This is a genomic window from Sphingomonas sp. R-74633 (assembly GCF_013416555.1).
Taxonomy (GTDB): Bacteria; Pseudomonadota; Alphaproteobacteria; order Sphingomonadales; family Sphingomonadaceae; genus Sphingomonas.
Genome location: NZ_JACCFG010000002.1, coordinates 301628 through 315837 on the forward strand (window position 1 = coordinate 301628; position 14210 = coordinate 315837).

The following is a 14210-nucleotide window of genomic DNA, read 5'->3' on the forward strand; positions in this document are numbered from 1 at the left end:
CGTCATCCCGGCTTTCGCCGGGATGACGGATTAGAGGCTTAGTTACACCCAGCCGCCTTGGCCGGCAGCTTCGGCGAATTCAGCCCGACATTCCAGTTCCACGCGACGCCGGCGGCGCGGCGGCGGCAGACCACTGCTTCATACTGATCGTACATCCCCGGCATCAGCCCGGCCTCGGCCTTCGGCATGTCGGTGATGTGAAGATAGCTGCGGGTCTTGCCAAAGGCGGGCCAGGCGGCGCCGGGGTTTCCACTCTTCACGAAGCTGGTCCAATAGCCGACCAGCGCGTCGGAGAGCGGCTGATCGGTCTCCGGCATCTTCGGCCAGAGCGGCGGCAGCGGCATGAGGTTGCCGAACACATAGGGCAGCTCGCTGGCGTGGAAGGCGTGGAGATCGCGCTCGTTCATCGCCGGATAGCCGTGATCCCAGAGATAGACATAGGCCGACTGGCCGATCGCGGCCTGCTTGCGGGCGAGCCGTTCGGTGGTCCAGCCATAGAGCGCGTCGCGGCTCGTCGCGAGGATGCTCTCCTTATAGTCAGCAGCCGGATAGAGCTTCAGGAACGCGTCGGCGAACTCGCCATATTTCTCGCGGATGCCCTTCTCATAGTCCTCAGCCGTGGCCGGAGCCTTGGGCGCCAGCACGCGCAACGAGCGGATCTCGCCCTTGTTGAAGCCGGTGAGCAGCGGCACCGGGGCCTGCTTGCGCTGGTCGAAGGCGTCGACCATCTGCGTCGGCAGCACGAGGCCATCGACCACCCCGAACGGGAAGAAGCCGAGCTTGGCGGCACTGTCGGTGAGCCTCTGCGCGTCCATGCCGCGCAAGGCACCGAGGTCGGGCGCCTGGACGCCGGCGGCGAGCATCGTGCCCATCGCCTCGGCCGAGGGCTGGCCGTACTTGCCCTTTTTCAGCTCGGGCATGGTGACCATGTACGCGCTCTGCGCGATCGCCTTGGAGAAGGTGCCGCGCGCCAGCGGCGATTCCATCAGGAACATCACGCTGAGCCCGCCGGCGGATTCGCCCGCGATCGTCACCTTGGCGGGATCGCCGCCGAACGCCGCGATATTGTGCTTCACCCAGGCGAGCGCCGCCATCTGATCGAGCAGCCCGTAATTGCCCGAGACCTTCTGCGGCGATTCGGCCGACAGCGCCGGGTGCGCCAGCCAGCCGAGTACGCCGAGCCGGTAATTGATCGAGACGACGATCACGCCCTGCTCGGCCATCTTCTTGCCGTCGTACATCGGCTCGCGGCTCGACCCGCCCGAGAGCGCGCCGCCGTGAATCCAGAAGAACACCGGTGCCTTTTTGGCATTTGCCGGCGCCCAGATGTTGAGCGTCAGGCAATCCTCGCTCACCGGCATCGGTGCGGCGGGCGAGTAGACCGAGGTCGGCGCCTTCGCCTGGGGCTGCACGCAGGCGGGGCCGAAATCCTTGGCGGCGCGCACGCCGGTCCAGGGCTGCATCGGCGCGGGCGGACGCCAGCGCATGCCGCCGACCGGGGGCACCGCATAGGGGATGCCCTTGAACTCGCGGATCGCGCCGTCGAGCGTGCCGCTGACGCCGCCGGAGGGCGCGTTGACGACCGGTTCCTGCGCCAGCGCCGTGCCCGACAGGAGCAGGCCGGTGGCAAGGGCAGCGTGGCGAAGCAGCTTCATGCGGGCACCTTTGCGAGTTGCTCGGCGCGCAGGATGCGGGCGAGCCAGAGGAAGAGCGCGATGGCGATCAGGTAGAAGGGCGAGAGCGCGTAGAGCGCGATCTGCAGCGAATGCGCGACGCCGCTTTCGGTCAGGTGGGTGCTCAGCCAGCCGACAAAGGTCGGGCCGAGGCCGAGGCCGATGAAGTTCATCACCAGCAGCAGCAGCGCGCCCGACAGCACACGCTGATTGGGTTGCACTTCCTCCTGCACCAGCGCGACCGAGGCGGAGAGGTAGAAATAGTTGAAGCAGTTGACGATCGTGAGCAGCACCAGCGCCAGCTGCCAGCCGGGCGACCAGACAAAGCCGACATAGAAGGGCATGGCGATGGCGAGCGAGACGGCCGGGCCGAGCGCGTAGACCAGGCGGCTGCGGCGACTGAGGCGGTCGATCACTCGGCCCGAGATGAGCATCGCGGCGCTCATGCCGACACCGACGACAATGGCATACCAGAGCGCGATCTCGGTGAGCGTCATGCCCTTTTCGCGCATCAGGAACAGCACCGCGAAATTGCCCAGGCCATAGGTGACGAACTGCGTCGCGCCGCTGCCCAGCGCGGCGAGCATCAGCACCGGATGCGTGAAGAACATGCCGACCGTACCCCAGAAGGGCGCCTTGGCCGCGGGGGCCGGTGCGGCCGTGGCCAGGTCGGTCGCGCCGCGCTTCGGCTCGCGAATGATCAGCCGCACGGCGATTGCCGCGAAGATGCCGACCACGCCGATCGCGACAAAGGCGTCGCGCCAGTCGAACATCGACGCGATCGTCGCGCCGAAGGCGATGCCCAGCGCCGCGCCGATCGGCGGGCCCAGGTTGAAGATGCCGAACGCAGTGCCGCGCTCGCCCGGGCGGAAGGTGTCGGTGATGATCGCATAGCTGGGTGGCACGCCGCCGGCCTCGCCGAAGCCCACCGTCATGCGCGCGACGACGAGCTGGGTGTAGCTGGTCGCGAGGCCGCAGGCGATCGTCGCGCCGCTCCAGATCGCGCAGGCGAGCGACAGGATCGTGACGCGGTTGGTGCGGTCGGCCAGCCAGCCGACGGGGATCGCGATGAAGCAGTAGAACATCGCGAAATAGAGCCCGCCGATCAGGCCGAGCTGCTTGTCGGTGATGTGGAGCGAATCCTGGATCGGCTTGGCAAGGATCCCGAGGAGCTGCCGATCGAGGAAGTTTAGGACATAGACGAAGGTGAGCGTGACCAGCACGATCCAGCGACGGATGCCGCCTGCCTGAGTTTCCACGCGCGTCCTCTCCCTGGCGGTTTTTTCCGCCTTTCTCGCATCATGCGGGCAAGCCCGCGAGCTTGTCAACGCACACTATCACGCGTGTGAATATCTGCGCGAAGGCTTGACGCTGGGGCTATAGACGGGAAGGACGGAACGGTGACCGAGACCGCCAAGCCCGTTCGCCGCTCCCGTAAGGCGGAGCAGCGCGCCGAGACGATGGAACTGATCTACGACGCTGCCGAGGAGTTGTTCTCGCAGCACGGGCTCTATGGCGTCACCTTGAAGGACGTCGCCAAGCAGGTGGGCGTCCACCACACGCTGCTCAACTATTATTTCACCGACAAGAAGGCGCTGTTCGATGCCGTCTTCGCCCGGCGCGCGGTGGTGACCGCGGGGCGGCGGATGGATGCGCTCGATGCCTATGACAAGGCCTCGAACGGCAAGCCCACGGTGGAAGGCGCGCTCAGAGCGTTCCTCGACACCGACCTCGACACCTATATCCAGGGCGGCGAGAGCTGGAAGAACTATGCCAAGCTCGCGGCCCAGGTCGCCAATACCCCCGCCTGGGGCGCGGACTTGATGGATGCGCATTTCGACCCCGTCGTGCTGCGCCTGATCGGGCTGCTCAAACAGGCCCTGCCCGGCTGCGCCGACGAGGATATTTTCTGGGGATATCACTTCGTTACCGGTGCCCTCACCCTGACGCTGGCGCGCACCGGGCGGATCGACAAGCTGTCGGGCGGGATCTGCCATTCGGATGACTTCGAGGCCGTGAAGCAGCGGATGGCGAGCTTCCTCGCGGCCGGTTTCCACGACATCTGCAACCGAACGAAGTGAACGCCGAAGTGGGCCAAGGTTGCACCCTTTCGGTACTGCGGACACATCTTCACTGACTTGCTAGTGAATAATCACGGGCGTATGCCTCCGTCGGGATCAAGTACGGAGAGTTGAATGTCGTCGCTGTCGGGTCGAGTAGCCATTGTCACGGGTGCGGGCGGAGGCCTGGGGCGCTGCCACGCGCTCTACCTCGCCAGCCACGGCGCCAAAGTCGTGGTCAACGACCTGTCGCAGCCGGCAGCAGACGCCGTGGCCGCGGAAATTCGCGCTGCCGGCGGCGAAGCCATGGCGATGGCGCTCTCGGTTACCGACGAGCCCGCCGTTGCCGCGATGGTCGCCGAGACGTTGCACCTTTGGGGCCGCATCGACATCCTGGTGAACAATGCCGGCATCCTGCGCGACAAGAGCTTCGCCAAGATGGGCATGGAGGAGTTCCGCCTGATCGTCGAAGTCCATCTGATCGGCGCGGCGATCTGCTCCAAGGCAGTGTGGGAGACGATGCGCGCGCAGAACTATGGCCGCATCGTCATGACCACTTCGTCCTCCGGCCTTTACGGCAATTTCGGCCAGGCTAATTATGGCGCCGCCAAAATGGCGCTGGTGGGCCTGATGCAGACGCTTGCGATCGAAGGCGAAAAATACGGGATCAAGGTCAACAGCCTGGCGCCAACTGCGGCGACCGGAATGACCGAAGGTGTCTTGTCCGAAGACAGCATGCGGCTGCTCGACCCGTCGCTGGTGAGCCCCGGCCTGCTGCCGCTGGTCAGCGAAGATGCGCCGACCCGCGCGATCCTGTGCGCCGGCGCCGGCCATTTCGCCGCCGCGCACATCACCCTGACCGAAGGCGTCCAGATCGGCCGGAGCGATACCGCCGGCGAGCAGCTCGCCGCGCAGTGGAGCGATGTCGTCGACCGCAGCGGCGAGATCGTCCCCGCTTATGGCTTCACCCAGGCCGAGCGCGAAGTGGCTGCCGCCACCGGCAGCGCCCCGGTTTCCGCAGCGGTGCGGTGAACGACGACCTCCGACTGGGGCGGCGCGAGCTGATCGCTGCCGCCGCGCTCGGCGCCGCCGGGGGCATCCCCCCGGCGGACGCGGCCATTCTCCGCCGCAAACCGGCGCCTCCGGACTTTTTGTGGGGCACGGCGATCTCCGCCTATCAAAGCGAAGGCAACAACACGAACGCCGACGCCTGGCTGATGGAGAACATGCAGCCGAGCATGTTCAAGGAGCGATCGGGCGACGCCTGCGACTCCTATCATCGCTATGCCGAGGACTTCGCGCTGGCCGCGAAGCTGGGGTTCAACAGCTATAGGCTGGGCGTCGAATGGGCGCGGATCGAGCCGAGCGAGGGGCATTTCTCGAACGCCGAGCTCGATCATTACGCCAGGATGCTCGAGAGTTGCCGTGAGCACGGCCTGCGTCCGATCGTGACGCTCAACCATTTCACTACGCCGCTCTGGTTCGCGAAACGTGGCGGCTTCGAAGTGGCCGACGCGCCGCAGCTGTTCGCGCGCTATTGCCGCAAGGTCGCCGAGCGGCTGGGCGGGCTGATGCACATGGCGACGACCTTCAACGAGGCGAATATCCGCCTGCTGGTCGACATGATGCCGGGGATCAGCGCCTTCGTGCCGGTGGTGAAGGCCGCGATCGCCGCAGCGGCCAAGGCGACCGACTCGCCCAAATTCTCGCGGCTCGCTTATGCCGATGCCGCGGTGGTCTCACCGATCATGCAACAGGCGCACCGTTTGGCGTATGCAGCGATCAAGGAAGTGCGCCCCGCCCTGCCCGTCGGCATCACGCTGACTACGCAGGACGTGCAGGCCGACACGCCCGAGCGCGCGGCCTATTGGCGCGACAAGCTGTATGGCGGCTGGGTGCAGGTGGCGCGCGAGGCGGCCGACTTCTTCGGCGTGCAGACCTATACGCGCTTCGTGTTCGACGCAAACGGCATGGTCGCTCCGGCCAAGGACGCCGAGATGACGATGGCGGGGTATGAGTTCTACCCGCAGGCGCTGGCCAACACGATCCGCTGGGCGCACCGCGAGATCGGCAAGCCGATCTATGTGACCGAGAGCGGCATCGCCGCCAAGGACGACGCGCGGCGCATCGCATTCATCGACCAGGCGCTGGACGGCGTGCGGCAATGCCTGGACGAGGGCATCCCGGTGCATTCCTATCTCTACTGGTCGCTGCTCGACAATTTCGAGTGGACGTCGGGCTATGGCGTGCCGTTCGGGCTGGTCGCCGTCGACCGCGAGACGTTCAAGCGCACGCCTCGGCCGAGTGCGTGGCACCTGGGCGGGATCGCGCGGGCGAACCGGATTTGAACCGATTCAGGCAGGAGCCTGCCGAACCAAGGCCCCGGTTCCCGCTTGATCCGCCGATACGCGTCGGTACGGCTGGAGGCCGCACCGACGCGCAGTATTCAGCAGTGCAAGCTCAGAAATTGAAGCTCGCGCCGGCGCTGAAATTGCGGCCGACGAGCCCGGCGTAGTGCCAGCTGCTGAGGTAGTTCGGGTTGCTGGTATAGGCGCCCGATGCAAGCGGCGAGCGTGCGTTGGTCAGGTTCTGGATGTTGAGGAAGAAGCGGAACTGGTCGTTCACCCGCACCCCGGCATTCAGGTCGACATAGATGAACGGGCGGATATAGCACCCCTTGCTGGTGTCGCCGCCCGCCGGCACGGGGGCCAGCGTGTGACTGCACGACAGGTCGATCTCGCCGTTGACGGGCGTGATCTCGTCCGCCGCGACCTGCTTGATCCGGCCGACATAATAGGCCGTCGTGGTGAGCGAGAAGTTGCCGACTTCCAGTGAGTTCTGCCAGTTGCCGCGCAGGTTCGGCGTGCCGCCACCCGACGACAGCTCGTACGGTCCGAGCGTACCCGCGTACTTCTGCACCACGCCGGCAGGCGTGACCAGGTCGAGGCGGAGCACCCGAGTGACGTCGAGGCGGCTGATCAGGCGCACGCCGTCAGCCAGCGGAATGTTCGCGCTCGCCTGCATGTCGATGCCCGAGCTCACCTGATAGTTGGCGTTGACGTAGGGCACGTTGAACACCAGCAGGCGCGGCAGCGCATTCGGGTTCGAGGGATCGGGCCCGTCGATGACGTTGCACTTGTAGCCTGCGCCCACCGCGGCGAGCGCGGCGCAGCCGGCAGTCGCGTTGGTCTGGCCGTAATAGGCCGCGATCGCCTGTGCGCGCAGCGGCCCGCTGACGATGAGGTTCGACTTCTTGATGTTGTAATAGTCGGCGGTCAGGCTGAACCAGCGCGTCGGCTTGATGATCGTGCCGATCGTGACGCTACGCGACACTTCCGGCAGGATGTCGGCGTTGCCCGTGGCACCGCTGCCGATATTGTAGCTGCTCGTATAGGCCGGGTTGCCCGGGTGCGCCGCGACGAAGCTCGCCGGCGGCGTGAAGGACGAGAAGCCCGAATAGCTGCTGGCCGGGTTGTTCTCCGCAAAGGTCGGCGCGCGGAAGCCCTGCGAGTAGGTGGCGCGGAACGCGACCGCCTCGATCGGCGTGAACTTCAGCCCTACCTTCGGCGAGAAATGGCCATAACCCTGCGAATAATGATCGTAACGACCCGAAATATTGAGGTCGACTGCCTTCGTGAACGGGGCATCGATCTCGAAGAAGCCGGCGGTCACGGTCTGATTGCCCTGCGCCGATGACGTGTTCAGCGCGTAGAAGTCCAGTGCCGCGTTCTGGTTTCGGTTCATCAGCGTCTCGCGACGAAGCTGGAAGCCGGCACCCACGTTGAGGTCACCGCCGCCCAGCGTCATCACCGACTTGATGATCGAGCCGCCGATCGTCGCAACCGTCGAATAGGACGGCGTGGTGACATCCGGCGAGATCTGATTGCGCACTGCGGCGGTGTTCTTCTCCGGATTGACGAAGTTGTAGCTGCCCGTGTTGATCGCGTTCAACAGGCCGTTGATATTGATGAAGCCGCGCTGCGTGACGCTGAAATTGTCACGGGCATAGACGCCGTTCAGGCGGAACTTGAAGCCGCTGCCCAGATCGCCCGAAATGCCCGCCGTGGCGCGGAACACGTCGACATAGCGGTCGCTGCCGGCGGGAATATCGCCGAACAGATAATAGATGCGCGCGGCGCCCTGGCTGGGATTGGCGGCATAGGCCTGTGCATAGGGGTTGTTCGGATTCAGCCGTCGATCAGCTGCGGTCGCGCAGTTCACGCCCGCCGCGCAGACGTAGACCGGCAGGACGATGCCGGGGCTGCTCGAAGCGATCGCCGCGGAACCGCCGAACGGCTGGGTCTGGCGGATCGCCGAAGGCGCGCCGGTGATGCTGACGTCGGAATGCGAGTAGCTGGCGCTGGCGAATGCCTCCAGATTGTCGCCCAGGCGCACCGAGAGGCGGCTGGTCGTCGAGTAGCGCTGCTGGCGCGGCTGGATGATCGAATATTCGTCCGGGATATTATGCGCGCAGCCGGTGCCCTGTGCCGCGCCGCTGGTCACCGTGAAGGTGCCATAGGGGCAGGCATTGGGGTTGAGCAGCTGATACTGGTTGGTGAGCGGCGTACCGACCTGGCCGGCCAGCGGGTTGTTGAGGTCGCTCTGCGTCACGCGGGTGACGACCGCCTGCGGGTTCGCCGTGGTCAGCGAGTCATCATTGCGGTTGCGGTCGGTCAGGCCGCTCGGCGTCAGGTCGAGCGTGTTGAACGGGTAGCCGCGCGAGTGGTTGGTGATGTAGCCGTCGAAGGTGTATTCGCCGTTCAGGTAGAAGTTGAAGCCCTTCTCCTGATAGTCGCCATAGCCCGCGGTCAGCGTCGCACGATAGTGCGAGCCGTCGCCGTGCTCGGTCGTGCCGCCCTGGACCGATCCTTCGATGCCTTGGAAATTCTTCTTGCTGATCAGGTTGACCACGCCGCCGATCGCGTCCGCGCCGTAAGTCGAGGACGCGCCGTCCTTCAGCACCTCGATGCGGTCGACGATGCTGAACGGGATCGAGTTCAGGTCGACATAGGCGTTGTGACCGTCGTCATTGAGCGGGAAGTTCGCCGAGCGAAGCCCGTCGATCAGCACCACGGTCGACGACACGCCGAGGCCGCGCAGCGATACCGCGGCACCGCCGGCCGAGAAGCCGTTGCGGAAACCAGTCGAGATCGAGCCGGCGCTGTCGGCCGACACCGAGCGGATCGCGTCCTGCGCGGTGGTGATATTAGCGCGCTGGAGCGTCTCAGAGCTCAGCGTGGTCACCGGCGAGATCGATGTCGTGTTCGAGTTGCGGAAGAGCGTGCCGGTGACGACGATCTGCGCGGGCTGGGCCGGGTCGGACTGCGCATCGGGCTGCGCGTCGGGCTGCGCGGTCTCGCCGCCCTGCACTTCGGAGCCCTGCGGCATCGCGGTCTGGTTGGCGATCGCTTCCGCTCCCTGCGCCGGAGCAGCTTCCTGCGCATAGGCCGGAGTGGCAATCGCCGTCACAAAGGCCGCAGCCGAAATCCCGTACCGAAGCGTATTAAATACCAGATTCATAAACTTACTGAGGCCTTTTCCCATTTATCGCAGCAGTCACGCCGGGCATCTCGCTCCCGCGTCCTTGCCCAAGATTTATAGGCGGTCCGACCTGCCGGCGGCGCGAAGCTGCGACGTTTTGTTCCCCTTTTTCCGAAGGACGGCAGCGACAGCGCGAACGTGCGGGCGTCGGTCTTGGCATCCAGACCGGAGGCTGTCTGCCAGCCCCCGGGCGGCCCGTCGTCCCGCGACTCAGGCTTCCCGCCTTTGCGAGGTGACGATTAGGAAATGGGAACGCTGAGCGTTGAGGCCCAGATACGACAAAGCCAGCTAAGCGCTGGGCTCAACTGGCTTGGAAGGTGGTGGACAGGGTAGGGTTCGAACCTACGTAGGAGAAACTCCGGCAGATTTACAGTCTGCTGCCTTTAACCACTCGGCCACCTGTCCATGGCGCCGTTCGGCGAGAGGGGGGCCAATGCCGAAGCCGGGAGGCCCTGTCAACGCCTTGCGCGCGGGCTTCTGCACGAATAGCGTCCGCCGCTTCCAAATAGATACGCCACGGGGGGCCTTATGCGCCGACTTTCCATCACCATCGCCACGCTGCTCGCTGCCACCGCGATCGCTCCGCTCGCCATCGCCAAGGGTCCGGACGGCCCGAGCGCGCCGGTCGACAAGCTGGTCGACGAAGGCACCAACCATAGCGAGGTGATGCGAATCGCCCAGTATCTGACCGACGTGATCGGCGGCCGGCTGACCAACTCGCCCTCGATGCGCCAGGCCGAGGACTGGACGCAGGCCAAGTTCCGCGAATGGGGCCTGACCAATGTCCACAAGGAAGGCTTCGAGTTCGGCCGCGGCTGGTCCGCCAGGAATGCCAGCGTGAAGATGGTCGCGCCGCGCCCGCTGAGCCTGGTCGCCGCGCCGCTCGCCTGGACGCCGGGCACGGGCGGGCCGATCACCGGCCAGGTCGTGCTCGCGCCGATGGCCGACGAGGCCGCGCTCGCCCAGTATAAGGGCAAGCTGGCCGGCAAGATCGTGCTGCTGAGCGACCCCATCGACATCACCGACCCGACCGACCCGGACTTCAAGCGCTATGCCGACGCCGATCTGGACAAGGCCGACACCTTCCAGATGGCCAATGGCCCGGCGACCGCGAGCCGCCGCCCGTCGAGCGCCAGCCGCTTCGCCTTCACTGCCAAGCGCGACGCCTTCCTGAAGGCCGAGGGCGCGATCGCCTATGCCACGATGTCGGCGCGCAACGGCAAGCTGGTGCACGGCCAGAACAGCCAGTTCCAGGTCGGCGCGACACCGCCGCTGCCGGGCTTCGAGATCGCCGCCGAGGATTATCGCCGCCTCGCGCGGCTCGCCAAGATGGGCCTGGCGCCGAGCCTCGAACTCAACAGCGACGTCACCTATGACGACAGCGACACCAAGGCGTACAACATCGTGGCCGACATCCCCGGCACCGACGCCAAGGCGGGCTATGTGATGGCCGGCGCGCATATGGACAGCTGGGCGATGGGCGACGGCGCTGCCGACAATGGCGCGGGCGTCTCGATGGTCATGGAAGCCGCGCGCATCATCAAGGCATCGGGGATCAAGACCAAGCGCAGTATCCGCTTCGCTTTGTGGGCGGGCGAGGAGCAGGGCCTGCTCGGCTCGATGGCCTATGTCGAGAACCATGTCGCCAGCCGCCCGGTCGATCCCGCGCTGAGCGGCGTCGCGCGCTATATGGGCTGGAGCAAGGCGTTCCCGATCCAGCCGGGCGCCGACCACGCCAAGCTCGCGGCCTATTTCAACCTCGACAATGGCTCGGGCAAGATCCGCGGCATCTATACGCAGGGCAACACCGCCGTGGTGCCGATCTTCAAGGACTGGCTGGCGCCGTTCAACTCGATGGGCGCGACCAAGGTGGCGACGGGCCGCACCGGCAGCACCGACCATGTGTTCTTCGACGCAGTGGGCATCCCCGCCTTCCAGTTCATCCAGGATCCGCTCGACTATGGCTCGATGGTCCACCACACCGATGTCGACACGTTCGATCATTTGAAGTCCGAGGATATGCGCCAGGGCGCGATCATCCTCGCCGCCTTCCTGGTCAATGCGGCGAATGCACCGGAGCCGCTGCCGCGCGTTCCCATGGCAACCGAGCCCAAGGCGTCGGACGACTTCTACGCGGCACCAGGAGCACATTGATGGCAAAACGCGGACACCGGCCGAGCCAGGCATCGTCGAACCGGCCCCGTTTCTACGGCCGGCACGCGGTGCTGGCGGCGCTCGACAATCCCGAGCGCGTGGTGCGCAAGATCTGGGGGACGCACGAGGCGCTGGCCGGGATGGACATCCCGGCGACGATCCCGATCACCTACGCCAATGCCGCCGATCTCGGCCGGCTGGTGCCGAACGACGCGCCGCACCAGGGGCTGGTGATCGAAGTCGACCCGCTCGAGGAGATCTGGCTGGGCGACCTGCTGGCGCAGGGGGCGGGCGACAATCGCCCGCTCCTCGTGCTCGACCAGGTGACCGATCCGCACAATGTCGGCGCGATCCTGCGCTCGGCGGCGGCGTTCGATGCGCTGGGCATCGTCACGCAGGACCGGCACGCGCCGACCGAGACGGGCACGCTCGCCCGCTCGGCGGCGGGCACGCTGGAGGCGGTGCCATGGGTGCGGGTGGTCAATCTGGCCCGCGCGCTCGAGGAGATCGCCGAGGCGGGCTTCTGGCGGATCGGGCTGACCGGCCATGCCAAGGGCACGCTCGCCGAAGTCATGGCCAACCAGCAGAAGATCGCGCTGGTGCTCGGCGCCGAGGGCGAAGGCATGCGCCAGAATACCGAGGCGCATTGCGACGAGCTGGCCAAGCTGCCGATCTCGGACAAGGTCGAGAGCCTGAACGTGTCGAACGCCGCGGCGATTTCGCTCTATGCGGTGACGGCGCGGTAGTCATTTCTCCCTCTTCCCGGTGGGGAGAGGGAGCTCTAGTCCTCTTCGGCGATCTTCACGCGCAGGCCGTCGAGTTCGTCGGTGAAGGGGATCTGGCAGGACAGGCGCGAGGTCGCGTCGCGGTCGCCGGCGCTGTCGAGCAGGTCGTCCTCGTCCATGCTCATCTTGGGCAGTTTGGCCGCAAATTCCGGGTCGACATGGACGTGGCAGGTCGCGCACGAGCAGCAGCCGCCGCATAAGGCGAGCAGCTCGTCAAAGCCGCTCTCGCGGATCACTTCCATCACGCTCAGGCCCGCTTCCCCCATGACCGCACGCTCTTCTCCATCCCTGGTCACGACGATAAGCTTGGGCATGAGATTCTCCTGTTCGCTCGCCGTCCATGCCGCCGAAAGCGGCACTTCGCAAGGCGATGGCCAATGGGCCTGACCGCGGAACAGCTCAAGGCATCACTCGATGCACTGGCGGCGCGCGAGCCGCTGATCGCCGCGGCGATCGGCCGGGTGGGCTATCCCCCGCCCCGCATCCGCGACCGCGGCTATGCGACTTTGCTGCGCACGATCATCGGCCAGCAGGTCAGCGTCGCCGCCGCGCAATCGATCTGGAACAAGATGGCGGCGCAGCTCGGCGACATCACCGATCCCGGCATCATCGCCCGCGTCAGCGACGAGGAGCTGCGCGCCGCGGGCCTGTCACGCCAGAAGGCGGCGTATGCGCGCAGCCTCGCCGAGGAAGTGACCAGCGGCCGGCTCGACTTCGCGCATTTGCCCGAGGACGACGAGGAAGCGATCGCGGCGCTCACCCGGATCAAGGGGATCGGCCGCTGGTCCGCCGAAGTCTATCTGCTGTTCGCCGAGGGACGCGCGGACATCTGGCCGGCGGGCGATCTGGCGGTGCAGATCGAAGTCGGGCGGATCCTGGGGCATCCCGAGCGGCCGAGCGAGAAGCTGACCCGCGAAGTCGCCGAGGCCTGGCGCCCACACCGCGGCGCGGCGGCGGTGTTCGCGTGGCATCACTACAACTCCGAGATGGATGTGATTTGAGGGCGGATTAGCTCCTCCCCTGCAGGGGAGAGGCTTTGATTAGGCCCCCAGCCCCACCGCGATCGCCCCCAGCGGGCCGGCCATCGTGCCGAGCCCCGGCGCACCCAGCCGCGTGTCGATGGCTTCCGCCCATTCCGCCAGCGCGCCATAGCCGCCCAGGCTCTCGACCAGCCGGGCGCGCAGCCGGGGGAAGAGATGCTCCCGCGCGGCCATCACGCCCCCTCCAATGGCAATGCGCTCGGGCGCGGCGGTGACGACGAGGTTGTGGAGCACCGCGGCGAGGTCGTGGACGAACAGCTCCCATTCGGGCCCGTCATCGGGCAGCTGGCTGCCCGGCATGCCGAAGCGCGCGGCGAGCGCCGGGCCGGAGATCAGCCCCTCAAGGCAATCGCCGTGGAAGCGGCACCAGCCGGGATAGGTGTCGCCCGGCGCGCGCGGCAGGCGCATATGGCCGGCCTCGCCATGCGCCCAGCCCATCACCGGCCGGCCGCCGGTGACCAGCCCGACGCCGACGCCGGTGCCGATCGTGATATAGGTATGCGCGGCCATGCCTTGCGCGGCGCCCCAGCGCCCCTCGGCCAGCGCGGCGCCGTTCACATCGGTCTGGAAGCCGATCGGTTTGGCGTAGCGCGCCTCGAGGCGACGGATCAGGTCGGTGCCGCTCCAGCCGGGCTTGGTCGTCGCAGTGATCGAGCCATAATCGGCGCGGGCGGGATCGAGGCCGACGGGGCCGAAACTCGCCACGCCGATCGCATCGAAGCTCCAGCGATCGAGCACTGCCTCAAGCGCCGCGAGCGTCGCCACCGGATTGGTGGTGGGCACGGTCACGCGGTCGCGCACATCGTCCGGGCCGGTGGCGAGCAGCGCCACGCATTTGGTGCCGCCCAGTTCGATGCCGGCGATCATCTTTTCCTGCGTCATCCGCGCAGCGCTTACTCTCGTTCGCGGCTGCACAAAAGAGGGGCCGCCCGAAGGCGGCCCGATGGGGGGTGGAAT

At 66.6% G+C, this 14210-nt stretch carries 11 protein-coding genes and 1 tRNA gene; 6 read left to right on the top strand and 6 right to left on the bottom strand.

Annotated elements, in window-relative coordinates; translation table 11 throughout:
- Positions 1 to 38: 38 nt before the first annotated feature.
- The gene (locus tag HZY97_RS07740) at positions 39 to 1655 is read right to left on the bottom strand and encodes a carboxylesterase/lipase family protein (RefSeq protein ID WP_180142241.1); all 1617 of its coding nucleotides are present in this window, start codon (positions 1653 to 1655) and stop codon (positions 39 to 41) included.
- Positions 1652 to 2932, bottom strand: coding sequence for a spinster family MFS transporter (locus tag HZY97_RS07745; protein WP_373684316.1), 1281 nt, complete (start codon positions 2930 to 2932; stop codon positions 1652 to 1654). Before HZY97_RS07745 ends, HZY97_RS07740 begins: the two co-directional genes overlap by 4 nt.
- Before the next feature lie 141 nt (positions 2933 to 3073).
- On the opposite strand from HZY97_RS07745, the gene HZY97_RS07750 reads away from it, so the two are divergent.
- The 3 genes from HZY97_RS07750 (at position 3074) to HZY97_RS07760 (ending at position 6081) form a co-directional block, all read left to right on the top strand.
- Positions 3074 to 3754, top strand: coding sequence for a TetR/AcrR family transcriptional regulator (locus HZY97_RS07750; protein WP_373684317.1), 681 nt, complete (start codon positions 3074 to 3076; stop codon positions 3752 to 3754).
- A gap of 114 nt (positions 3755 to 3868) precedes the next feature.
- A complete protein-coding gene (locus HZY97_RS07755; RefSeq protein WP_180142243.1) occupies positions 3869 to 4765 on the top strand; it encodes an SDR family NAD(P)-dependent oxidoreductase in 897 nt (298 codons plus the stop codon).
- Entirely contained in the window at positions 4762 to 6081 is a 1320-nt protein-coding gene (locus HZY97_RS07760; protein ID WP_180142245.1) for a family 1 glycosylhydrolase, read from the top strand. The genes HZY97_RS07755 and HZY97_RS07760 overlap by 4 nt, the downstream gene beginning before the upstream one ends.
- Before the next feature lie 112 nt (positions 6082 to 6193).
- Here the strand turns inward: HZY97_RS07760 and HZY97_RS07765 are convergent, their stop codons facing one another.
- Positions 6194 to 9253 carry a TonB-dependent receptor domain-containing protein gene (locus HZY97_RS07765; protein WP_180142247.1) on the bottom strand — a complete coding sequence of 1020 codons (3060 nt, stop codon included), beginning with the start codon at positions 9251 to 9253 and terminating at the stop codon, positions 6194 to 6196.
- 339 nt (positions 9254 to 9592) lie between these two features.
- A tRNA-Tyr gene (locus HZY97_RS07770) sits at positions 9593 to 9679 on the bottom strand.
- A gap of 123 nt (positions 9680 to 9802) precedes the next feature.
- Between HZY97_RS07770 and HZY97_RS07775 the strand changes: the two genes are divergently transcribed.
- Together HZY97_RS07775 and rlmB are read left to right on the top strand one after the other, a co-directional pair.
- On the top strand, positions 9803 to 11428 hold the full coding sequence (locus tag HZY97_RS07775) for a M20/M25/M40 family metallo-hydrolase (RefSeq protein ID WP_180142249.1): 1626 nt from the start codon (positions 9803 to 9805) through the stop codon (positions 11426 to 11428).
- Positions 11428 to 12174, top strand: coding sequence for a 23S rRNA (guanosine(2251)-2'-O)-methyltransferase RlmB (gene rlmB, locus HZY97_RS07780; protein ID WP_180142252.1), 747 nt, complete (start codon positions 11428 to 11430; stop codon positions 12172 to 12174). Before HZY97_RS07775 ends, rlmB begins: the two co-directional genes overlap by 1 nt.
- Positions 12175 to 12209: 35 nt before the next feature.
- Here the strand turns inward: rlmB and HZY97_RS07785 are convergent, their stop codons facing one another.
- On the bottom strand, positions 12210 to 12527 hold the full coding sequence (locus tag HZY97_RS07785; RefSeq protein ID WP_180142253.1) for a 2Fe-2S iron-sulfur cluster-binding protein: 318 nt from the start codon (positions 12525 to 12527) through the stop codon (positions 12210 to 12212).
- 63 nt (positions 12528 to 12590) lie between these two features.
- On the opposite strand from HZY97_RS07785, the gene HZY97_RS07790 reads away from it, so the two are divergent.
- The gene (locus HZY97_RS07790) at positions 12591 to 13214 is read left to right on the top strand and encodes a DNA-3-methyladenine glycosylase (RefSeq protein ID WP_180142255.1); all 624 of its coding nucleotides are present in this window, start codon (positions 12591 to 12593) and stop codon (positions 13212 to 13214) included.
- Between the two features lie 39 nt (positions 13215 to 13253).
- Here the strand turns inward: HZY97_RS07790 and HZY97_RS07795 are convergent, their stop codons facing one another.
- The gene (locus tag HZY97_RS07795; protein ID WP_257214952.1) at positions 13254 to 14135 is read right to left on the bottom strand and encodes an ROK family protein; all 882 of its coding nucleotides are present in this window, start codon (positions 14133 to 14135) and stop codon (positions 13254 to 13256) included.
- Between the last annotated feature and the right edge of the window lie 75 nt (positions 14136 to 14210).

What these genes read in the sequence shown, in the direction of transcription:
- HZY97_RS07740 (WP_180142241.1), bottom strand. Translation starts at nt 1,655, where the DNA reads ATGAAGCTGCTTCGCCACGCTGCCCTTGCCACCGGCCTGCTCCTGTCG.
- HZY97_RS07790 (WP_180142255.1), top strand. Translation starts at nt 12,591, where the DNA reads ATGGGCCTGACCGCGGAACAGCTCAAGGCATCACTCGATGCACTGGCG.
- rlmB (WP_180142252.1), top strand. Translation starts at nt 11,428, where the DNA reads ATGGCAAAACGCGGACACCGGCCGAGCCAGGCATCGTCGAACCGGCCC.
- HZY97_RS07775 (WP_180142249.1), top strand. Translation starts at nt 9,803, where the DNA reads ATGCGCCGACTTTCCATCACCATCGCCACGCTGCTCGCTGCCACCGCG.
- HZY97_RS07765 (WP_180142247.1), bottom strand. Translation starts at nt 9,253, where the DNA reads ATGAATCTGGTATTTAATACGCTTCGGTACGGGATTTCGGCTGCGGCC.
- HZY97_RS07755 (WP_180142243.1), top strand. Translation starts at nt 3,869, where the DNA reads ATGTCGTCGCTGTCGGGTCGAGTAGCCATTGTCACGGGTGCGGGCGGA.
- HZY97_RS07785 (WP_180142253.1), bottom strand. Translation starts at nt 12,527, where the DNA reads ATGCCCAAGCTTATCGTCGTGACCAGGGATGGAGAAGAGCGTGCGGTC.
- HZY97_RS07795 (WP_257214952.1), bottom strand. Translation starts at nt 14,135, where the DNA reads ATGACGCAGGAAAAGATGATCGCCGGCATCGAACTGGGCGGCACCAAA.